This is a genomic window from Nocardia sp. NPDC047648 (genome assembly GCF_040642815.1).
GTDB lineage: Bacteria > Actinomycetota > Actinomycetes > Mycobacteriales > Mycobacteriaceae > Nocardia > Nocardia gamkensis.
Window position 1 is genome coordinate 284,448 of the sequence record NZ_JBEYSX010000004.1, and the last position, 19,463, is coordinate 303,910.

Genomic DNA, 19,463 nt, shown 5'->3' on the forward strand with positions numbered 1-19,463 from the left:
GAGTTCCCGCTTCGAGGGAGCCGGGGGCTAACGACGAGGTGGGGCGTCGAGTTCGGTGTCCGGTGTCCTGGCGCCCTCGGGCTCGGGTGCCGCGGTGTGGATTTCGATGACGGGATTGGTGTCCGGCGGCAGCTCGGGCTGATCGGTGCGGGTGTTCGTGGACTCGGGCCGCGTGCCGGAGCTGTCGATGTCGGTCCAGCAGACCGTCGGCTCCTTCATGCCGCGTAGCACGATGGTGTCGTAGAACGTCCATTTGGCGCGTTCGTGTTCCGCGCCGGCTTCGATCACCGCTTGGCTCACCAGGATCCGCCGCGGCACCTCCTTGGCCGCCGTGGTCAGGCGGGCGGCCTCGTTGACCGCGTCGCCGATCACCGTGAACTCGAGCCGGGTGTCGGAGCCGACGTCGCCCGCGAAGACCGGTCCGCGCGCGACGCCGATCCCGATGTCGAGTTCGCCGGTGGCGAGCACCTCGTCCCGGATGCGCCGCGCCGCCCGCAGAGCCGGGGTCGCGTTGTCGCGCAGCGCGATCGGCGCACCGAAGACACACAGTGCCGCGTCGCCCTCGAACTTGTTGACCAGGCCGTTGTTCTCCTCGGTCGCCGCGACGACGATCGCGAGCAGCCGGTTGAGTTTGGCCACGAACTCCTGCGGTGGCAGCCCGGTGGACAGCTCCACCGACCCGGTCACGTCGACGAACAACGCCGACACCTCGCGCACGTCGCCGGTGAGGTCCGCTCCGCCCGCGAGCGCGCGCTCGGCCACCTCCGTCCCGACATGCCTGCCGAACACCTCCCGCATCCGGTCGCGTTCGCGCAGGTTCGCGGCCAGCTCGTTGACCGAATGCTCCAACCTGCCGATCTCGCTGGTACTGCCGATCGGCACCCGGGCTCCCCAGTCACCCTGGGCGATCCGGTCCAGGGCCTGACGCAGGGTGCGCATCGGCGCGGCGACCGCGCGAGCGAGGAATGCCGTGGCCAGCGCACCGACGCCGATGCCGACCCCGGACAGGTAGATGGCGGTGCGCACCCGGTCGGACGCGGCCGCCGCCGGGTCGGCCAGCACGACGATCAGCATGAGCAGCGGAAGCGCCGCCGCCACGGCCCAGGTCAGCACGACCCGCACCAGCACGGAGGAACTCCAGTGCATGGTCCAGCCGAGCACTCGGGCCACCACCGGAATGGTGGGGCGGATCAACCGGTCCACGATCAGGAAGGTGACCGCCGCCGACTCGAAGGCGCCGATCGTGAACAGCGCCGCCGTCACGCCGGGGTCGTTGTGCGGGCTCAGCTGCGCGAAGATCACGGTCGCCACAATCACGCCGGGGATCCACAGCGCGAGCGCGCGCATGGTGATGGCGACGGGCAGGTGCAGCAGGCGCCGCGCCTCCACCTCGGTCGGCTTGCGGGCGGCGTCGAGCCAGCCGAAGTACGTCTTGCGGTCGCGCACCGCCAGTACGATGCCCGCCACGAACCCGACGGCGGGGTAGATGCCGACGAAGGCCAGCGCCCGCGGCCAATCCGGGCCCAGCCTGCCGAGGAACCCGTTCAGCCACAGCTGGGTGACGATCACCGCGAGGCCGCTGAGATTCGCCGTGGTGACCAGCGCGGCCAGACCACCCCTGGCTTTGAGCGCCCAGACGACGAGCTTCGCGATCATGGGATGCGCCCCTCCTCGTCCGACCTCCCCGTCGACTCTATGCGCTCAGCGCAAGACGACGAGCCAGACCGCGGCGTAATGGGTCAGTGCCGCGAGCACCGTGGCCGCGTGGAAGAACTCGTGGTGGCCGAAGACCTCCGGCCACGGGTTCGGCCACTTGGTGGCGTAGAGGATCGCGCCGCCGCTGTAGAAGAGGCCACCGATGAGCAGCAGAATCAGCGGCGCGATGCCGATCTGGTTGTTCAGCTGTCCGGCCACCGGCACGATGGCCCAGCCGAGCAGCAGATACAGCGGAACGCCTACCCAGCGGGGAGCGGTCGGCCACAGGAGTTTCAGCGCCACTCCGGCCAGCGCGCCCGCCCAGACCACGGCCAGCAGGGTCTGTCCGGTGCGTCCGGGCAAGCCGAGCAGGGCGAAGGGGGTATAGCTGCCCGCGATGAACAGGAAGATCATCGAGTGGTCGGCTCGCTTCATCCGGATGCGGGCGCGAGCGGTCGGCCAGGTCACCCGGTGGTAGACGGCGCTGACGCCGAACAGCCCGCACACGGTGAGCCCGTAGATCAGCGTCGACCATCCAGCGGTCGCCGAGATCGTCGCGGCGGTGGCGATCAGCACGACCGCCGCGATCGCCGCGACGCCGACGGCCCAGGTATGGATCCAGCCCCGCATGCGCGGCTTGACCAACGCCTCGGCGAGCGCTTCGCCCGCCGAGCCGGGAACCGGCGTGACCGGTGCCGAGTGGGTGGCGCCGACCGATTCGGACACGAGTACCTCCTCGAGGGGCAGCCGGACGAGTCTGTTCGCGGCCCCGCGCCGGACCCGGTATCGACGAGCCGGCTAACCCGTCAGTAACCTACGCAACCGTAACTTGCGCGCTTCCGGCCACTCTACCGGCCTATCGCGGTCGATGCCGTGATCGTGCCCCCGAGGCGTAGGGTTGCCCGCGTGGAACTTCCGAGTCAGGTGCGGGGTCTGCCGTATCGCATCTACGAGGCCCGGCTGTCCAGGCAGCTGGCCGGCAAACAACATCCCCGGCACGTCGCGGTGATGTGTGACGGCAATCGCCGCTGGGCGCGGGAGAACGGTTTCACCGACGTCAGTCACGGCCACCGGGTCGGCGCGCTCAAGATCGCCGAGCTGGTCGGCTGGTGCGAGGCCGAGGGCATCGAGATGGTGACCGTCTACCTGCTGTCCACCGAGAACCTGCAGCGCGATCCCGACGAACTGGAGACGCTGTTCGAGGTGATCACCGACGTGGTCGAGGAGCTGTCGGCGCCGGAGCAGAACTGGAGCGTGCGCATCGTCGGCTCGCTCGACGGCTTCCCCGAGCTGATCGCCAAGCGGCTGCGCACCGCGGCCGAGCGCACCGACGGCCGCGACGGGGTGCACGTCAACGTCGCGGTCGGCTACGGCGGCAGGCAGGAGATCACCGACGCGGTGCGCTCGCTGGTCCGCCAGGAGATCGCCGCGGGTGAAACCGGCGAGGACCTGGTCCAGTCGATCACCGTGAACGCCATCGGCCAGCACCTCTACACCTCCGGTCAGCCCGACCCCGACCTGGTCATTCGCACGTCCGGTGAGCAGCGGCTGTCCGGATTCCTGCTGTGGCAGAGCGCATACTCGGAGATATGGTTCACCGAGGCGTATTGGCCGGAGTTCCGCCGGGTGGATTTCCTGCGGGCGCTGCGCGACTTCGCCGCGCGCCATCGCCGTTTCGGCGTCTGAGTCGATCTCGGCCCGGTGAATTCGGCGCCACCTCCGCCGTTGTCGCGTACCGTGCGGTCTCATGAGCGCGTTCGGCCAACGGCCCGCCGAAGCCGTCCGGCGCGAATCGGGCGACTTCATCAGCTATGCCGACTTCGGTAGACGCTTCCTGGAGTACGCCGCCTCCGAAGAGCGAATCTCCGGCGCGTTCGGACAGTTGACCGGCACGGCCTTCGATTTCGGCCCGATCGGCGTCGGTCCGGGCCGCCTGGCCAAGGTGACCGCGGAGGTTCAGCTCGGCGCGTCCCGGCTGCGCCGGCACGGCGAAGAGACGATCGCGTTCGAGCTGATCATCCCGCTCGAGGTCGACCTGCTGCTGGACTTGACGGTCGATCGGCACCGCTTCCACGTCGAGGGCACCGTGCACCTGCACCTGACGGTGCGCACGGCCCCGCCACTGCGGGTGGTGATCGATATCGCCGAACCGCGGCCGGCCGACGTGCGCGTCGACGTGGCCGCCGCCACCAAGCGCGGGCAGCTGCTGCGCATCCTCGCCAGCGTCGATCACGAGATCAAGCGTTTCGTCGCCCGCTACATCTCCGCCGAGATCCGTAAGCCGCACATAGCCGCGGTCCGCGATATCGATGTCGCCCGGCGTCTGGACGAGGCGTGGAAATTGTAAGCGGAATCACAATTTCCGGAGCCGCAGCCGGTTGATGCTGTGATCGGCGTCCTTGCGCAGCACCAGGGTGGCGCGCGGACGGGTGGGCAGAATGTTCTCCACCAGATTCGGCCGGTTGGTGTTGTTCCAGATCTCCTGCGCCGCGGCGGTGGCCTGTTCGTCGGTGAATCCGGAGTAGTGGTGGAAATGCGCGTTCGGATCGGCGAAAGCGGTGTTGCGCAGGGTCAGAAACCGTTGCACGTACCACTTCTCGATGTCCTCGATGCGCGCGTCGACGTAGATCGAGAAGTCGAACAGATCCGAGACCATCAGGCGCGGACCGGTCTGCAACACGTTCAAACCCTCCACGATCAGAATGTCGGGCTGGCGCACGCAGTGCTGCTTGCCCGACACGATGTCATAGGAGATGTGCGAATAGACCGGTGCGCAGACTTCGGCCGCACCGGATTTCACCTCGGTGACGAACCGCAGCAGCTTGCGGCGGTCGTAGCTCTCCGGGAATCCCTTGCGGTGCATGATGCCGCGCCGGGTGAGTTCCGCGGTGGGATAGAGAAATCCGTCGGTGGTGACCAGGTCGACCCGCGGGTGATGGTCCCAGCGGGCCAGCAGCGCCTGCAACACGCGCGCGGTAGTCGACTTACCCACCGCGACACTGCCCGCGACGCCGATCACGAACGGTACCTGCTGGTCGGGATGGGTTTCGCCGAGGAAGGTCGCGGTCGCGGCGAACAGCCGCTGACGGGCGGCCACTTGCAGGTGGATGAGACGAGCGAGCGGAAGATAGACCTCCGCGACTTCCTCGAGATCGATCTGTTCCCCGAGACCGCGCAGGCCGATCAGTTCTTCCTCGGTGAGCACCAGGGGAGTCGATTTACGCAGGGTCCGCCACTGTTTCCGGTCGAATTCCACGTAGGGACTCGGCTCGCTCATTCGTGCCACTTACCCGACGCTCCATTTCGGCAAACACGCACAGTGCGGGTGCGGATCCGGTGAGATTCGGTCTAGCTGTCGCCGCATGACCGAATTCTGCTCCGCGTCAACATCGTGGGATGAGTGGGGTACCACTACCCGTTGGTAACCGACTCGATGCCCCAGGTGTGAACCGCTAATGTCGGCTGGCATGGATGCGCATCCGCTCGTGACCGAATACTTGCGGCTCGGCCTCGCCTTCGACCGGCTGGAGGAAGGGTTCGTCGACGCCTATACCGGCGATCCCGCCCTGCGCCGCGAGGTGCAGAACGCGCCCGCGCCGCAGCCGCGTGAGCTGGCTCGCCGTGCCGCCGAGTTGCGCGCCGCGGTGCCGGAGGCCGGGGTGGCGCCGCAGCGCGCCGAATTCCTCGACGTGCACCTGCGCGCGCTGGAATGTTCCGGGCGGAAGTTCGCCGGGGACGACATCGGGTTCGTCGAGGAGGTCAGCGCCTACTTCGACGTCGATATCGCGCCCGGCGACGTGGACGACTACCGCGACGCGCACCGGCAGATGGACGAGGTGCTCGCGGGGGACGGTCCGCTGACCGAACGGGTGGCCGCGCACCGCAAGGCCGATGAGATCCCGCCCGAGCGCCTACAGGTCTGCGTCGAGGCGTTCTCCGGCGCGCTGCGCGAGTTGGTCCGCGCCCGCTACCCGCTGCCCGACCACGAGCACGTCACCTACGAGGTGGTCGGGGACAAGCCCTGGTCCGGGTTCAACTACTACCTGGGCAACTACCACTCCCGGGTCGCGATCAATTCCGACCTGAAGCAGCACATGGCGCACCTGCCGCAGCTGATCGCGCACGAGTCCTACCCGGGCCACCACACCGAGCACTGCCGCAAGGAGGCCGGGCTGGTCGCCACCGGGCAGGCCGAGCAGACATTGTTCCTGGTGAACACGCCGCAGTGCCTGATGGCCGAGGGGCTCGCGGATCTGGCGCTGCGCTCGATCGTCGGACCCGGCTGGGGCAAGTGGGCGCAGGAGATCTACGCGGACCTGGGGCTGCGCTTCGACGGCGAACGAGCCGAACGCCTTTCGAACGCCTCCGCCAAGCTGCTGAGCGTGCGCCAGGACGCCGCTCTGCTGCTGCACGATCGGGGACGTTCGCATGACGAGGTGGCGGAGTTCCTGCAGAAATGGAACCTGACGACGCCCGAGCGGGCGCGCCAGTCGCTGCGCTTCCTGTCCTCGCCGCTGTGGCGGGCGTACATCTCCACCTACGTCGAGGGGTATCGGCTGCTGGGCGGGTGGCTCGATCGCGCGGTCGACGCCGAGGACCGGGCCGACCGCTTCCGCAGGCTGCTCGACGAGCCGCTCACGCCGGGAGCATTGCGCGCGGCCGCGTGAGCCGGTGGGCGGCGGGAGCGGGCCGAGCGGTTATCGGATGACCACTCGGCGCACCGTCGCTCGTCACGGCTCGTGTCCGATCCCGCCGGGCCTACGCGGTCGCGGGTTCAGGCGTCCGCGAACGTGATACGCACGGAAATCGGGTCGCTCTCCAGGGCTTTCATGGTTCGTTCGGCGACCGCGGCCTTGACCCGCCCCGTGGCGAACGTGCGCGAGCGGGCCACCACGTCGTCCTCCGGCACGAAGGCGGCCGTGCCGGTATGCCAGTGGCTGCCCTGGCGCAGCCGCACGTGCGGGTCGGCGGCGATGTTGCGGGCCCACCCGGAGCGGTAGCCGTGCTGCGAGATCAGCCACGCGCCCGCCTCGTCGATCGACGCGGTGACCGGCACCCGCCGCGGCCGACCCGACCGCGCGCCGACGGTCTCCAGTTCGGCGATCAGCGGCGACCGGACGCCGAGCCGGTCGAGCAGGCCGACGGCCGGGTTGACCAGGTAACGGCCGATCAGGCGTTCGCGCCGGAATTTGCGTACCGCGGCGCTCGGTGTTCGTGCGGCCATGGCAGTGCTCCTCGGGTCACTGTTGTGCGCGGAAGATGACGCAGGTGGTGGTGGCGTGCGCGACCAGGCGGCCCTGCTCGTCGACCACCCGTCCCTCGGCGGTCGCGGTGGTGCGCCCGACGTGGATCGTGGTGCCGGTGGCGGTGAGCCGCCGGCCGCCGGTCGGCACGGCCCGGATGTAGTTGATCTTCAGCTCCAGCGTCGTGTACCCGACGCCGGGCTCCAGCGTGGTGTGCACCGCGCAGCCCATCACCGAGTCGAGCAGGGTCGCGCAGATGCCGCCGTGGGTGGTACCGAGCGGGTTGGCGAAGTCGGGCCGGGTGCGCAGCGCGAAGACCACCTTGCCGTGTTCGAGTTCGTCGACCTCCATGCCGAGCAGATCGCCGATGAACGGCGGGCGATCCGTCCGGCTCATCGCGGTGCGCAGGAGTTCCAGACCGGACAGTCGCGCCGGGTCGACCGTGGCTTCGGACATCAATCCCATCCTTTCGATGAACCGATCGGTCCACATCTGAGATGATTGCAACATGGACCGATCGGTTCACGCAACCCTCGAGCAAGGAGTTCGCATGACCGCAGGGCCGCGCGCCAGGCTGATCGAGAGCGCCATCGAACTGGTCCGCGAGCAGGGTGTGCACGCCGCGGGACTGGCCACCCTGCTGGAACGCAGCAACGCCTCACGCAACTCGCTCTACCAGCACTTCCCGGCGGGGAAGAGCGAGCTGGTCGAAACCGCCACCCGGGTGGCGGGCGCGCGGATCGGCGAGGTGATCGACAAGGTCACCGCCGCGCCGCCGCGCCGCTGGTTCGATTCGCTGCTCGGCTGGTGGGTGCCCGCGCTGCGGAAGACCGGCTATCGCGCCGGGTGCCCGGTCGTGGGGGCGGCGCTGGCCGAGTCCGAGCCCCGGGTGCAGGCGGCCGCGGGAGAGGTGTTCGCCGCCTGGCACGAGCGGCTCGGCTCGGCGCTGGTCTCGGCGGGCATGACCGCCGCCGACGCGCGCTCGTTCAGCAGTTTCGCGTTCAGCGCGATGGAGGGAGCGATCATCCAGGCGCGGGCCATGAAGTCCACACGCCCGCTGGAAGACGCGCAGCGGCATCTCGCGGCGCTGTTGGAGAGCTACCTCCCGGAGGACGACGACTCCCGCTGACCACGGGGGGGCGGCGTGCGCAGGGAGTGTCGCACGTCACGGCTGTGCCGCACGACGAGCCGGCGGGGTGAACCCCCTGCTCGAGGGCCGGGCCCGCGGCCCATAGACTGAGGTCGTGACGCAGACGACCGCCTCTGTCAATTCCCAGTCTCTCGGTGAGCTCGATCCGGAGCTCGCTGCCGCGATGGCAGGCGAGCTCGCCCGCGAACGCGACACACTCGAGATGATCGCCTCGGAGAACTTCGTGCCGCGCGCGGTGCTGCAGGCGCAGGGCAGCGTGCTCACCAACAAGTACGCCGAGGGTTACCCGGGGCGGCGCTACTACGGCGGCTGCGAGCACGTGGACGTGGTGGAGACCCTGGCGCGCGACCGCGCCAAGGAGCTGTTCGGCGCCGAATTCGCCAACGTGCAGCCGCATTCCGGCGCGCAGGCCAACGCCGCGGTGCTGATGTCGCTGATGGACCCGGGCGACAAGCTGCTCGGCCTCGACCTCGCGCACGGCGGTCACCTGACCCACGGCATGCGCCTGAACTTCTCCGGCAAGCTCTACGAGGTGCACTCCTACGGGGTGAGCAAGGAAGACCACCGCGTCGACATGGACGAGGTGCGCGAGATCGCCCTGCAGGCGCGTCCGAAGGTGATCGTGGCGGGCTGGTCGGCCTACCCGCGCCATCAGGACTTCGCGGCGTTCCGCTCGATCGCCGACGAGGTCGGCGCGTACCTGTGGGTGGACATGGCGCACTTCGCAGGCCTCGTCGCCGCCGGTCTGCACCCCTCGCCGGTGCCCTACGCCGACGTGGTGTCCTCCACCGTGCACAAGACCCTCGGCGGTCCGCGCTCCGGCCTCATCCTTGCCAAGCAGGAGTACGCGAAAAAGCTGAACAGCGCGGTGTTCCCGGGCCAGCAGGGCGGTCCGCTCATGCACGCCATCGCCGCCAAGGCCGTCGCCTTCAAGATCGCCGCGGGCGAGGAGTTCAAGAATCGTCAGGAACGCACCCTGTCGGGCGCGAAGATCCTGGCCGAGCGGCTCACCGCCGCCGACGTCAAGGACAAGGGCGTCAGCGTGCTCACCGGCGGCACCGACGTGCACCTGGTGCTGGTCGACCTGCGCAACTCCGAACTCGACGGCCAGCAGGGCGAGGACCTGTTGCACGAGATCGGTATCACCGTGAACCGCAACGCCGTTCCGTTCGACCCGCGGCCCCCGATGGTCACCTCCGGCCTGCGGATCGGCACCGCCGCCTTGGCCACCCGTGGCTTCGGCGACACCGAGTTCGCCGAGGTCGCCGACATCATCGCGAGCGCGCTGGCCGGCAACGCCGACCTGGACGCACTCCGCGCCCGGGTGAGCAAGCTGGCGCAGGACGTTCCGCTGTACGACGGCCTGGAGGACTGGCGCCTGCTGGGCTGACGCCGGGTTCCGCGCAGCGGCGCGAGGTGAACCGCGAGTGACACAGCCGGGAGTTCCCTTCTCGGGAAATGCCGCGACCATGTGCCACTCGTCGCCGCCGGGGCGAGCGGGATCACCGGTCCAGGCGCGCCTTGGCCCGCACGATCGACTCGTCCAGGTATCGGGTGATGTCGGCGCTGGTGCCGGGGCGGATCATCAGAGCGCGATTGGCGGGCACCTCGCAGTAGCGGCCATCGGCCGTGTCGATCCAGCGGAGGCGGCCGGTGCGCAGCGGTTCGGCGTTGCGCGGGCCGAGTAGCACGACCGCGGTCCCGCGAGTGGTGCACGATTGCCGCCAGAAACGCCGGTAGCGTTCCTTGGCCTGACTGGCCGGCGCGTTTCCGAACACATCGGGGCGATCGTCGTTCAGGTCGTCGAGCAGGAAGCTCTTCTCGCCGACCGTTCCTGCCGGGGTGTCCGGCAGCAAGCGCGCCAATTCGGTGGCGAGCTGATCGGTTCGGTAGCGGCGCAACCGGACTCGGCCGCCGTCCGGGCCCGGCGCCTGCACGGCGAGCACCCCGGATCCGGTGCGTGTCCCAGCGGCGACGGCGCGCAGTTCGACGCCCTCGCGCGTGTTGTCGTAACCGAACAGTTCGATGCGCCAGTCGGGACCGGCGAGCGTGGTGATCGCGCTGCGCAGGGGCAGACGCTCGTCGCGGCCCAGCTCGGCGCGGAACTGCCGTTGATACTCCCGGTACTCGTGCAGACCGGGGAACCGGCTGGTGAATCGGAACGGGAACGGCATGCGATCCAGCCCTGTGCCGAACCAGGCCGCGGCGAACTGCTCGGCCGACAGCGACCACTGCGCCGTCATTTCTCGCCCAGCGCGGGCGGCACGGTCGGCTGCACTTCGCCGAGCAATTCCTTCGCGTGTTCCTCGGTGCGCAGGTACTTCGGCGACTTGTGTTCGTCGTCGTCGGTGCGCCTGCCACGCAGCCCCGGAGGGACCATGCCCGAGTACCCCGCGCCGCCGGGCGCTGCCGGACGTCCCACCGTGCTGGTCTGCGGATTCGCCACCCCGGGGGTAGTGGGTTGGGCAGGACGAGAAGTGCCCGACCGCGCCTCGTTGTCCGCGACGCCCGGAGTTCCGGCCGCACCGGGCGTGGCCTGCCGGGCCGGTGTGCCGTTCGGTCTGCCGTCGAACGCTGTGGGGACGACGGCGGCGGGTGCGCTGGTAGGGGGAGGCGCGGACACGAACGGCGTGCCCGAGGTTGTCGTCGTCTGTGCGCTTGTAGTGGATACCGGTGTTGTGGTCGCCGTGTCGTGGCCTTGTGCGACGGCCTGTGGCGTGGTCGTTTCCGAGGTGTCCTCCTCCGCAGGCTGCGCAGGCTCGTCCGAGGTGCCTTCCTCCGCCACATCAGCGGCCGAGGTGGTTCCTTCGGACGAAGGCTCGTCACCGGAGGAAGAGGTGTCGGTGGGGCGGTCGGCGTCCACCGGCTGTGCACCCACATCGGAGTTCACAGCCATACCGGTACCCGTCTCGATTCCCGTCGGCGTCGTGGCGGCGGGACCCACCGGTGGCGGCAGCGTGGGAATGGCCGGAGCGGTCGCCCCGTACGGCTGGATGTACTGGGTGTTCATCTCGTCGCGGGCCTGTTCCTCACGCGAGTTGCGCTGTTCGGCATTCCCCGCGCCTGCCGAGGCGTCCACCAATTCCGGCACCGAAGCCTTGAATTTGGCCGCCGCGTCCGCTGCCGCCGACAGTGGCAGGCTCTGCGCGCCGAGGGCCTCGCCGAGTTCGCCCACCCGCGCCGCGTAGTCCCGCACACCGCGCACCGCGCTGTCGGCCGCCGCGCCCTCCCAGTTCTGTTCCACCGCGTTCTTGATCGCGTTCTCGAACTGCTGCCCTGCGTTCGTGACCGCCGCCGCGATGGCCGACCACGCCGCGAACGCCCCTTCGAGCCCGGCCGGATTCATCGCGTCGGCGGCCTGCTTGATCTCCGCGTGCGAGAAACTGTGCGCGTTCTCCGGATTGGTGATCGCGCGGCCGTCGGTCTGTCTCATGATCGCTTCCCCCCGTGTTCAGCTGCCCGCTGGCAGCAGTGGTGCGATTGCTCGGGCGATATCGGTGGCGTTGTCACACGGTGACAGTTTGCGTGGGTGCTTGCCGCTCGGGTCATCGACGAGGATGTACAGGGAGCCGTCGTGCATCTCGACGTTGATCGTGCAGCCGCCGGGGACATCCGGTCGAGCTTCGTACCGCAACGCGTTTCGGCTTCCGACGGGAATTCCTGCGGCCGAGGGAAACTTCTCCTTCACCTGGTCGAGCGTCCCGTTGGTTGTTTGGATTGTGAAGCTGTACCCGGCTCGCGCCACATAGCGGCAGCCTTTCCAGCTGATGCCGCCGGTGCTGTTCTGCTTCGGTGCGGGCGGCAGCGCGTCCCACTGATGCTCGGTCAAGATCTGCGGCGTCAGGGCGGTGCAGGGATCGAACGCTGTCCGCGGGGCCGCCTCGGCGCTCGAGTTTGCCCCGGTGCCCGGAACATTCGCCCCCGTTGTCGATGTCGGCGGTGCCGATGACGTCGTCTCGCCGTCGCAACCGGTGAGCAGAACAGTCAGTACGGACGCGGCGACGAAACTCGCCATGGCCCAACGACGTGTGTATCCACGGCCGTTCATACGCGGAGTTCCCGCATCTTCGCTGCGAACTCGCTGTCGGTGCGTTGATAGGCGTCGCTGATCGCCTTGAACATGGCCCGGATCTCCTCCGCGACTGCGAGATACTCGTTCAGAGTGTCGTAGGCGTTGTTCGGGCCGCCGAACCCTTTCTCCCGGAACAGCCGGACCAGTTCTGCCGCCGACGACAGACGCGGATTGCCCTCGCCCAATCCCCACTGCGTCTGCTCGCCGAGTTCACGAGCATCCGCACGGGCGCCGGTGAGCTGGTCGATCAACTCCTGGCACGCCTGATCGATCTCCACGAACCCTTGCGGGTCCATCCGTACCCGCAGCGCCCCGGTTTTCGCAGCTTCGATGTACCCGGGAAACGGGCTGTCCGCCATCGCGGCCCCTTCCGTCAGTGCCGTCTGACCTTATAGACGCGTCCCGCCGCACTCCGGTTCCATCGAAACACAGCCGACTTCTCGGTGCGCCCCGTCGTGCCGCTCGTCGCCGACGGCGCGACGGTTCCGAACTGGGAGGTTGTGCCGAATCCCGATGGGCGCGGCCGATCCGATCGTTGTCAAGGCCGCTGACGAATGCTCAGCGCGGGTTCGCCGCGCCGACCAGTGCGGGGTAGTCCTTCAGATCGATGTCGTTGGCGGCGTTGTCGCTGTATTTCGTCATCAGCGCGAACAGCCGGGAATCGAAGAACCAGTTGCGCATCCTGATGCCGCGCGCGGTCTTCGGCGCCAGGAAACGACCGGCGTTGCTGTTGCCCGCGATCTTCGCGTAGCGCTTCATGATCTCGTCGTAGCGGGCGAACGCGAGGGCGTGATCGCCGCCGGCCGATGCCAACTCGCCCGCGATGACGTACGCGCCGACGACGGCGAGCCCGGTGCCGAACCCTCCGAGCGTGTTTCCGTATCCGGAGTCGCCGACCAGCGCGACACGTCCCTTGGTGTATCCGTCCGGCATGCGCACCTGGCTGATCGTGTCCATGTAGAAGTCGTCGAATCCGGCCAGCTCGGTGAGCATCCGCGGTACTTCCCAGCCCACTTCGGCGTAGGTCTCCGCGAGGATGCGGCGCTGGGCCGCGCTGTCGTCCCGGCCGTAGTCGAGTTCGGGGGAGGCGAACATGTACATCTGCTGTGCCTTCGGGCCGCCGCTGATCGCGAGTCGTCCGGGAGCGTTGTGGGCGTACGCGGTCACCCGCTCGCGTGGTCCGGTGGTCTCGCCGCTCCATGGGCTGGCGCCCGCGACGGCGTAGTAGTAACCGAGGTATTTCACGAAGTCGCGCTCGGGGCCGAACGCCAGCCTGCGGACCCGCGAGTGGATGCCGTCGGCGCCGAAGACGAGGTCGAAGGTGCGGGCCTCCGCGTGCTCGAACTCGACGTGGACGCCGTCCGCGTTCTCGGTGAGCGCGGTGATCGAATCGCCGAACAGGTATTCGCAGTGGTCTGCCGTGCGCCGGTAGAGGATCTCGGCCAGGTCGCCGCGCAGGATCTCGACGTCGCCGCCGGTGAAGTCGCCCGACATCAGGGCCAGCCGGGTGCCCTGCTCGTCCACGAACACGGTGTCGGTGGTGCCCGTCCTGCGTTGCTCGATGTCCTCCAGCACGCCCATCCGCTCCAGCACCGTGCGGTGGGTACGTCCTTTGAAGTCGATCGCCTGGCCCCCGGGGCGCAGCGCCGGAGCGCGCTCCACCACGGTGACCGCGAACCCGTATCGGTGCAGCCAGTAGGCCAGCGCGGGTCCGGCGACGCTGGCGCCGGAGATGAGAACGGTGGTGTTGCGCATGATGGAACTCCTGTCAGAATCTGCGTCCTACAGAAACTGTATCCGTCGGACTCGAATAAGAGTATGGTGGACACAGTTTCACGTCAAGACGTTCTCCGGAAGGATTTCGGGCATGCCGACACCGACCGCACTCGAATTGCTCTGGGGCACCGGTCAGCGCCCCAAGCGGGGCCCCAAACCAGCGCTGTCCTTGGAGCGGATCGTCGCGGAGGCCATCGAGCTGGCCGATGCCGAAGGACTGGCGCACCTGTCCATGCAGCGGCTGGCCGAGCGGCTCGGCTTCACGAAGATGTCGCTGTACCGCTACGTGCCCGGCAAGGCCGAACTCGTCGCGCTGATGCTGGACACGGCGCTGGGCGCGCCGCCGGAGATGAGCGCGGCCGTGGAGACGCCGCAGGACGCCTGGCGGGATCTGCTGGCCGTGTGGTGCGAGACGATCTACGAACGCTTCCGCGATCACCCCTGGTCGCTGGAGGCGTTGGTGGGCGCGCGGCCGATCGGCCCGAACGAGCTGGGCTGGATGGAAGCCGCGCTGGGCGCGCTCGCCGGGACCGGGCTCACCACCGCCGAACGCCTGGACACCATCGTGCTGCTGACCGGGCACGCCCGCAGCCTGGCGCAGCAGGTGCGGATGGCGGACGCCGAGGAGTTCGAGAAACAGATCGCGGGGCAGTTCGCCGAGATGGTGGCGGCCGCGGCCGAACGATACCCGGCCGCGGCCGCGGCGTTCGCCGAGGAAGGCGCGGTTGCGGGAGGGGCGGGTGCGCTGAGATTCGGCATCGCGCGCATTCTGGACGGACTGGCCGTGCTCATCGCGCGCCGCGGATGACCGGCGCGGCCTACGCTCGGATCATGACCGACGAACCCGACCTGAGACAGGACTCGATCACCACCGTGCGGGAGTTCTTCGCCGCGCTGGAGATGGGCGCCTCCGAGGAGGCGATCGACCTGCTGCACCCGGACATCGTCTGGAAGAACACCTCGCTGCCCGACCTGCGCGGCATCCGCCGGGTCGGCGGCGTGCTGCGCGGCCTGAGCCGCGACTCGATCGGCTTCGGGGTGGACCTGCACCACATCGCGGCCGACGGCGACGTCGTGCTCACCGACCGCACCGATTACCTGCGCTTCGGGCCGGTGCGGGTCGGTTTCTGGGTCACCGGCACCTTCGAACTGCGGGACGGCCGAATCATCCTGTGGCACGACCACTTCAGCTGGGGGAACTTCCTGCGCGGCACCGCCGCCGGCCTCTGGCGGGCCGCGCTCACCCGCGGCTGACCCGGCCTCAGGAGTGCTGGGCCAAGTAGTCCAGGTATACCGGCCGCAACACCTCGGCGACCGCGCCGTCACCCGCGTGGACGTAGTCGTCGAGCATGGGCAGCACGTACTTGATGTCCGCCTCGCTCTCGCCGACATTGCCCGCGGCGGCTTCCGCCGCCGGGATCGACGTGAGCAACCGCCACAGGAACTTCACATCACCGCGTCGCACGGCGAGCTTCATCGCCCGGTCGTGCAGCTCCTTCGACGACAGCTTCTCCAAATCCTCGTTACCGGACATACCAGCGACTCTATCCGTCGAATCGGCCGACAGCGACGGCGTGGCGAATCCGGTGGCCGCTCGGACCCCGTGCTGCGATGACTGCTATGACACCGCAACCGCAGCCCGGCTTCCGCGTCAAGCGCGTCTACGACAGCCCCGATCCGGACGACGGCGCCCGGGTGCTGGTCGATCGGCTCTGGCCGAGAGGTATCACCAAAGCGCAAGCGCGGGTCGATCGCTGGCCCAAGGACCTCACCCCGTCCACCGAGTTGCGGCGCTGGTTCCACGCCGATCGGGACGCGCGAGGCGCGGAATTCGCCCGCCGCTACCGCGCCGAGCTCGCCGCGCCGGAAGTTCAGCAAGATTTGCGGGATTTGCGGGAGCTGGCCGCCGAAGGTCCGGTCACATTGCTCACGGCCGTACAGGATCCGGCGCACAGCCATGTTCCGGTGCTGCTGGACGTGCTGCGGTGAATAGCCGCGACGTGCCGGTTTACGACAAGTTCACGGACACGCCTCCCGGTCCCCGAGCGCGGACATGGTAATCGGAGGTAGCGTCGGGTGTGCGGGCCGCGGCGGTGTGGCTCGTACGGGAGGTCCTGACCGTGACTGAGCTACTCAGTACGAGGGGGCCGGAACCCGGCCCTCGTGGCACCTGACGGCAACGTCGGGTCCATCAGGACGGACCGGTCCAGCGAGATCGTTCGTGCGACTGCCGCGCGAACACAGAGGAGCCCACCGTGACTGCTGCACGCTCCGTTTCCGCTCCCTCGGCGAACTCCAGCTCCGCGAAAGGCGGAGCCGCCGCGAAGGGGGCCCGCCCCTCGCAATCAGCCGGCACAACCTTCGTCATCGACACGTCCGTCCTGCTGTCGGATCCTTGGTCCTTCACGCGGTTCGGCGAACACGACGTGGTATTACCCCTGGTGGTCATCAGTGAACTCGAAGCCAAAAGGCACCATCACGAACTGGGCTGGTTCGCGCGAGAAGCCCTGCGCAATCTGGACGATCTGCGCCTGCAGTACGGCAGGCTCGATCAGCAGGTGCCGATCGGCACCGAGGGCGGCACGTTGCAGGTGGAACTGAACCACACCGATCCCGCGGTCCTTCCGGTCGGCTTCCGCACCGACACCAACGACTCCCGGATCCTGGCCTGTGCGCTCAACCTCGCGGCCGAGGGCCGCGAAGTGGTGTTGGTGTCCAAGGACATCCCGCTGCGGGTGAAGGCCAGTGCGGTGGGTTTGCACGCCGACGAGTACCACGCCCAGGACGTGGTGACCTCCGGCTGGTCCGGCATGGTGGAACTCGATGTCAGCACCGCGCGCATCGATCAGCTCTACGCCGAATCGGTGATCGATCTGGACGAAGCGCGAGAGCTGCCCTGCCACACCGGCGTTCGGTTGCTCGGCGTCAGCTCCAGTGCGCTGGGCCGGGTCACGCCGGACAAGCGGGTGCAGCTGGTGCGCGAACGCGAGGCGTTCGGGTTGCACGGCCGTTCCGCCGAGCAGCGCATCGCGCTCGACCTGCTGCTCGACGAGAGCGTCGGCATCGTCTCGCTGGGTGGTCGAGCGGGTACCGGCAAGTCGGCGCTGGCGCTGACCGCGGGCCTGGAGGCGGTGCTGGAACGGCGGACGCAGCGCAAGGTGGTCGTCTTCCGTCCGCTCTACGCGGTGGGCGGCCAAGAGCTGGGCTATCTGCCCGGCACCGAGAGCGAGAAGATGGGCCCCTGGGCCCAAGCGGTCTTCGACACGCTCGACGGGCTGGCCAGCCGCGAGGTGATGGAGGAGGTGCTCAGCCGCGACATGCTGGAGGTGTTGCCGCTGACCCACATTCGCGGGCGGTCGCTGCACGATTCCTTCGTGATCGTGGACGAGGCCCAGTCACTGGAGCGGAACGTGCTGCTCACGGTGCTCAGCCGCCTGGGAACCGGCTCGCGGGTTGTGCTCACCCACGACGTGGCCCAGCGCGACAACCTGCGTGTCGGCAGGCACGACGGTGTCGCGGCGGTGGTCGAGAAGCTGAAAGGTCATCCGCTTTTCGCGCACATCACGCTGACCCGTAGCGAGCGCTCGCCGATCGCGGCGCTGGTCACCGAGATGCTGGAGGAGTACGGCCCGAACGCCTGATCCCGCACGGCCCTCTCGCGCTGTGTTTCACGGCATATCCGGTGGGTATCATCCGCCGCGATAGCTGTTCGGTATGACCCGGTGACCGTCTGTCGGTCACCGGGTCATCGCCTGACAATCGGCCGAGGCTATGTGCGGCGTCGTCACGAAGTCCGTGGTGTGCCGGTAGCCCACAGCGAGAGGATGGACATGCACCACTTCGCTCGACGAACGGCTGGATTCACCGCAGTGCTCGCCGCGGCAGGATTGGTCTTGGCCGGCTGCGGCGATGATGACAACGACAAGGGCGACAGCGCCAAGACCGGTATGGCCAGTATGACCGGAATGGTCACTTCGATGATGAGCCCCGGCAGCGGCACCGGGAGCCCGACGCGCACCGGAGCGGAGCCGACCGGCACCACGGGCGCCACGGCCACCACGGGCGCGAGCGCGGAGGGCACCAAGATCGCCACGCCGGGCGGCGAGATCGCCGTCGACGGCGATATCTACAAGAAGTACACGCAGCTCGGTGGTCCGACCGGCACGCTCGGTCTTCCGCTGGAGGCGGAGGAGAAGGGCCCCGAGGACGGGGAGTACCAGGACTTCGCGGGCGGCACGATCTACGAGGCCAACGACGGCGATCCACACGTCGTCTGGGGCGAGATCCGCAAGGCGTGGGAAGACAACGGCGGCGCGCAGGGGCAGCTCGGCTACCCGGTCAGCGACGAGAAGGACATCCCCGGTGGCAAGCAGAGCGACTTCAGCGGCGGCACCATCACCTGGGTGAACGGTACTATCACCGTCACGCCCAAGTAGGAACCAGATGTACGGCGTCCGAGATCGCGGTGCGGTCTCGGTTGCCGTGCCTCCGGTCTCGGTTACCTGTGAATCCCATCCATCCGCCCCGCTACGCGGGCCAAGCCGCTAGGTTATCTCGGTGCAAACTCTCCTGACCGATCGCGAATTGCTCGAATCGCTCGCGGTGGACGTAGAACTGCTGCTGCGTAAGCACATCGATGTCGCCGACGGGTGGCAGCCACACGACCTCGTCCCGTGGGACGACGGCCGCAACTTCGCCTTCCTCGGCGGTACCGACTGGGCGCCGGAGCAGTCCGAGCTCAGCGAAACCGCCAAGTTGGCGCTGACCGTCTCGGTGCTGATCGCCGACAACCTGCCCTCCTACCACCGGGAGATCGGCAAGTACCTGCGCACCGGCGCGTGGTGGCGCTGGGTCGGCCGCTGGACGGCCGAGGAGAACCGCCACGAGATCACCATCCGCAACTACCTCATGGTGACCAGGGCCGTCGACCCGGTCGAACTGGAGCGGTTGCGCATGGATCACATGACCAAGGGCTTCCGCCGCCCGGCGATGCACTTGCTGGACGTGCTGGCGAACTGCGCGTTCGAGGAGGCCGCCAGCGCGGTCCGGCATCGCAACACCGCGGCGCTCGGCGAGAACCCCCTGGTCACCGCCATTGCCGAGCGCATCGCGCTGGACGACGAACTGCAATCGGTGTTCTTCGCCGATCTGGTCGCCGCCGCCCTGGATCTGGCGCCCGATCAGACCGTGCGGGCCATCGCCGACCGGGTCGCCGGTTTCGAGGTCCCCACGGTAGCGCTGCCGAACGGCCGCAGCAGCGACGAGGTGCTCGCCGAGGCGGGTGTCTACGACCGCGCCAAGGAGGACGAGCTGGTCTTCGCCCCGTTGCTGCGGCGGTGGAACATCTTCACCCGCACCGACCTGGGCCCGGACGGCGAGCTGGCGCGCGAGGAACTCTCGCGCCTGCGCGACTGACCCGCCGTAGTCGGATCACCGGCGCTCGGCCCCGCGTGTCGCGGTCGGGCCGCCCGGTCGGAGTTGGAAACGTTTCAGTCGAACGCCACCTCGGCAAACCCCCGGTTTCCGA

Annotated in this window: 22 protein-coding genes; 11 read left to right on the plus strand and 11 right to left on the minus strand. The window is 68.6% G+C overall.

All coding sequences use genetic code 11. The features are described 5' to 3' along the window. Positions 1–27: 27 nt before the first annotated feature. Positions 28–1,656 carry an adenylate/guanylate cyclase domain-containing protein gene (locus ABZ803_RS12355; protein WP_357036006.1) on the minus strand — a complete coding sequence of 543 codons (1,629 nt, stop codon included), beginning with the start codon at positions 1,654–1,656 and terminating at the stop codon, positions 28–30. A gap of 45 nt (positions 1,657–1,701) precedes the next feature. Then, positions 1,702–2,340: a hemolysin III family protein gene (locus tag ABZ803_RS12360; RefSeq protein ID WP_357036350.1), complete on the minus strand. Its 639-nt coding sequence runs from the start codon at positions 2,338–2,340 to the stop codon at positions 1,702–1,704. 261 nt (positions 2,341–2,601) lie between these two features. Between ABZ803_RS12360 and ABZ803_RS12365 the strand changes: the two genes are divergently transcribed. Then, positions 2,602–3,381 carry an isoprenyl transferase gene (locus ABZ803_RS12365; protein ID WP_062972490.1) on the plus strand — a complete coding sequence of 260 codons (780 nt, stop codon included), beginning with the start codon at positions 2,602–2,604 and terminating at the stop codon, positions 3,379–3,381. Between the two features lie 61 nt (positions 3,382–3,442). Then, positions 3,443–4,042 (plus strand): hypothetical protein, encoded by a 600-nt coding sequence (locus tag ABZ803_RS12370; protein WP_357036009.1) that lies wholly within the window; start codon positions 3,443–3,445, stop codon positions 4,040–4,042. 6 nt (positions 4,043–4,048) lie between these two features. Here the strand turns inward: ABZ803_RS12370 and coaA are convergent, their stop codons facing one another. Continuing rightward, positions 4,049–4,981: a type I pantothenate kinase gene (gene coaA / locus ABZ803_RS12375; protein WP_040869612.1), complete on the minus strand. Its 933-nt coding sequence runs from the start codon at positions 4,979–4,981 to the stop codon at positions 4,049–4,051. Between the two features lie 181 nt (positions 4,982–5,162). Between coaA and ABZ803_RS12380 the strand changes: the two genes are divergently transcribed. Then, complete coding sequence (locus tag ABZ803_RS12380; protein ID WP_357036012.1) at positions 5,163–6,362, plus strand: DUF885 domain-containing protein; 1,200 nt, start codon at positions 5,163–5,165, stop codon at positions 6,360–6,362. A gap of 107 nt (positions 6,363–6,469) precedes the next feature. On the opposite strand, the gene ABZ803_RS12385 is transcribed toward ABZ803_RS12380, so the two are convergent. Further along, on the minus strand, positions 6,470–6,919 hold the full coding sequence (locus tag ABZ803_RS12385; RefSeq protein ID WP_357036015.1) for a nitroreductase family deazaflavin-dependent oxidoreductase: 450 nt from the start codon (positions 6,917–6,919) through the stop codon (positions 6,470–6,472). A 16-nt stretch (positions 6,920–6,935) separates the two neighbouring features. Next, the gene (locus tag ABZ803_RS12390) at positions 6,936–7,403 is read right to left on the minus strand and encodes a PaaI family thioesterase (protein ID WP_357036353.1); all 468 of its coding nucleotides are present in this window, start codon (positions 7,401–7,403) and stop codon (positions 6,936–6,938) included. Between the two features lie 85 nt (positions 7,404–7,488). Here ABZ803_RS12390 and ABZ803_RS12395 point away from each other — a divergent pair, with 85 nt between their 5' ends. Together ABZ803_RS12395 and glyA are read left to right on the plus strand one after the other, a co-directional pair. Further along, on the plus strand, positions 7,489–8,067 hold the full coding sequence (locus ABZ803_RS12395) for a TetR/AcrR family transcriptional regulator (protein WP_357036018.1): 579 nt from the start codon (positions 7,489–7,491) through the stop codon (positions 8,065–8,067). Positions 8,068–8,182: 115 nt separating this feature from the next. Then, entirely contained in the window at positions 8,183–9,478 is a 1,296-nt protein-coding gene (glyA, locus tag ABZ803_RS12400; RefSeq protein ID WP_357036021.1) for a serine hydroxymethyltransferase, read from the plus strand. A gap of 112 nt (positions 9,479–9,590) precedes the next feature. Here the strand turns inward: glyA and ABZ803_RS12405 are convergent, their stop codons facing one another. The 5 genes from ABZ803_RS12405 to ABZ803_RS12425 all read right to left on the minus strand — a co-directional run bounded on the left by ABZ803_RS12405 (position 9,591) and on the right by ABZ803_RS12425 (position 13,915). After that, entirely contained in the window at positions 9,591–10,331 is a 741-nt protein-coding gene (locus ABZ803_RS12405; RefSeq protein ID WP_357036023.1) for an ESX secretion-associated protein EspG, read from the minus strand. Continuing rightward, positions 10,328–11,521 carry a hypothetical protein gene (locus tag ABZ803_RS12410; protein ID WP_357036026.1) on the minus strand — a complete coding sequence of 398 codons (1,194 nt, stop codon included), beginning with the start codon at positions 11,519–11,521 and terminating at the stop codon, positions 10,328–10,330. The genes ABZ803_RS12405 and ABZ803_RS12410 overlap by 4 nt, the downstream gene beginning before the upstream one ends. 18 nt (positions 11,522–11,539) lie before the next feature. Beyond that, positions 11,540–12,136 carry a DUF3558 domain-containing protein gene (locus ABZ803_RS12415; protein ID WP_357036028.1) on the minus strand — a complete coding sequence of 199 codons (597 nt, stop codon included), beginning with the start codon at positions 12,134–12,136 and terminating at the stop codon, positions 11,540–11,542. After that, positions 12,133–12,519 carry a hypothetical protein gene (locus ABZ803_RS12420; RefSeq protein ID WP_357036031.1) on the minus strand — a complete coding sequence of 129 codons (387 nt, stop codon included), beginning with the start codon at positions 12,517–12,519 and terminating at the stop codon, positions 12,133–12,135. Before ABZ803_RS12420 ends, ABZ803_RS12415 begins: the two co-directional genes overlap by 4 nt. A gap of 199 nt (positions 12,520–12,718) precedes the next feature. Continuing rightward, entirely contained in the window at positions 12,719–13,915 is a 1,197-nt protein-coding gene (locus tag ABZ803_RS12425) for an FAD-dependent monooxygenase (protein ID WP_357036034.1), read from the minus strand. A 112-nt stretch (positions 13,916–14,027) separates the two neighbouring features. On the opposite strand from ABZ803_RS12425, the gene ABZ803_RS12430 reads away from it, so the two are divergent. Next, positions 14,028–14,744 (plus strand): TetR/AcrR family transcriptional regulator, encoded by a 717-nt coding sequence (locus ABZ803_RS12430; protein ID WP_357036037.1) that lies wholly within the window; start codon positions 14,028–14,030, stop codon positions 14,742–14,744. A gap of 23 nt (positions 14,745–14,767) precedes the next feature. Beyond that, positions 14,768–15,190: a limonene-1,2-epoxide hydrolase family protein gene (locus ABZ803_RS12435; RefSeq protein WP_062972643.1), complete on the plus strand. Its 423-nt coding sequence runs from the start codon at positions 14,768–14,770 to the stop codon at positions 15,188–15,190. 7 nt (positions 15,191–15,197) lie between these two features. Here ABZ803_RS12435 and ABZ803_RS12440 read toward each other — a convergent pair whose 3' ends face one another. Continuing rightward, positions 15,198–15,470 carry a hypothetical protein gene (locus ABZ803_RS12440; protein ID WP_039800723.1) on the minus strand — a complete coding sequence of 91 codons (273 nt, stop codon included), beginning with the start codon at positions 15,468–15,470 and terminating at the stop codon, positions 15,198–15,200. Between the two features lie 86 nt (positions 15,471–15,556). On the opposite strand from ABZ803_RS12440, the gene ABZ803_RS12445 reads away from it, so the two are divergent. The 4 genes from ABZ803_RS12445 (at position 15,557) to ABZ803_RS12460 (ending at position 19,351) form a co-directional block, all read left to right on the plus strand. After that, positions 15,557–15,925: a DUF488 family protein gene (locus ABZ803_RS12445; protein WP_357036040.1), complete on the plus strand. Its 369-nt coding sequence runs from the start codon at positions 15,557–15,559 to the stop codon at positions 15,923–15,925. A 266-nt stretch (positions 15,926–16,191) separates the two neighbouring features. Beyond that, on the plus strand, positions 16,192–17,577 hold the full coding sequence (locus tag ABZ803_RS12450; RefSeq protein WP_357036043.1) for a PhoH family protein: 1,386 nt from the start codon (positions 16,192–16,194) through the stop codon (positions 17,575–17,577). Between the two features lie 189 nt (positions 17,578–17,766). Next, positions 17,767–18,372, plus strand: coding sequence for an esterase (locus ABZ803_RS12455; RefSeq protein ID WP_357036046.1), 606 nt, complete (start codon positions 17,767–17,769; stop codon positions 18,370–18,372). A gap of 121 nt (positions 18,373–18,493) precedes the next feature. After that, positions 18,494–19,351 (plus strand): acyl-ACP desaturase, encoded by an 858-nt coding sequence (locus ABZ803_RS12460; RefSeq protein WP_040869591.1) that lies wholly within the window; start codon positions 18,494–18,496, stop codon positions 19,349–19,351. Positions 19,352–19,463: the final 112 nt, after the last annotated feature.

Coding starts and splice junctions, on each gene's coding strand:
- ABZ803_RS12390 (WP_357036353.1), bottom strand. CDS start 7,403: ATGGGATTGATGTCCGAAGCCACGGTCGACCCGGCGCGACTGTCCGGT.
- ABZ803_RS12445 (WP_357036040.1), top strand. CDS start 15,557: ATGACACCGCAACCGCAGCCCGGCTTCCGCGTCAAGCGCGTCTACGAC.
- ABZ803_RS12405 (WP_357036023.1), bottom strand. CDS start 10,331: ATGACGGCGCAGTGGTCGCTGTCGGCCGAGCAGTTCGCCGCGGCCTGG.
- ABZ803_RS12410 (WP_357036026.1), bottom strand. CDS start 11,521: ATGAGACAGACCGACGGCCGCGCGATCACCAATCCGGAGAACGCGCAC.
- ABZ803_RS12370 (WP_357036009.1), top strand. CDS start 3,443: ATGAGCGCGTTCGGCCAACGGCCCGCCGAAGCCGTCCGGCGCGAATCG.
- ABZ803_RS12385 (WP_357036015.1), bottom strand. CDS start 6,919: ATGGCCGCACGAACACCGAGCGCCGCGGTACGCAAATTCCGGCGCGAA.
- ABZ803_RS12380 (WP_357036012.1), top strand. CDS start 5,163: ATGGATGCGCATCCGCTCGTGACCGAATACTTGCGGCTCGGCCTCGCC.
- ABZ803_RS12435 (WP_062972643.1), top strand. CDS start 14,768: ATGACCGACGAACCCGACCTGAGACAGGACTCGATCACCACCGTGCGG.
- ABZ803_RS12355 (WP_357036006.1), bottom strand. CDS start 1,656: ATGATCGCGAAGCTCGTCGTCTGGGCGCTCAAAGCCAGGGGTGGTCTG.
- ABZ803_RS12420 (WP_357036031.1), bottom strand. CDS start 12,519: ATGGCGGACAGCCCGTTTCCCGGGTACATCGAAGCTGCGAAAACCGGG.
- ABZ803_RS12415 (WP_357036028.1), bottom strand. CDS start 12,136: ATGAACGGCCGTGGATACACACGTCGTTGGGCCATGGCGAGTTTCGTC.
- ABZ803_RS12455 (WP_357036046.1), top strand. CDS start 17,767: ATGCACCACTTCGCTCGACGAACGGCTGGATTCACCGCAGTGCTCGCC.
- ABZ803_RS12440 (WP_039800723.1), bottom strand. CDS start 15,470: ATGTCCGGTAACGAGGATTTGGAGAAGCTGTCGTCGAAGGAGCTGCAC.
- ABZ803_RS12425 (WP_357036034.1), bottom strand. CDS start 13,915: ATGCGCAACACCACCGTTCTCATCTCCGGCGCCAGCGTCGCCGGACCC.
- ABZ803_RS12395 (WP_357036018.1), top strand. CDS start 7,489: ATGACCGCAGGGCCGCGCGCCAGGCTGATCGAGAGCGCCATCGAACTG.
- ABZ803_RS12430 (WP_357036037.1), top strand. CDS start 14,028: ATGCCGACACCGACCGCACTCGAATTGCTCTGGGGCACCGGTCAGCGC.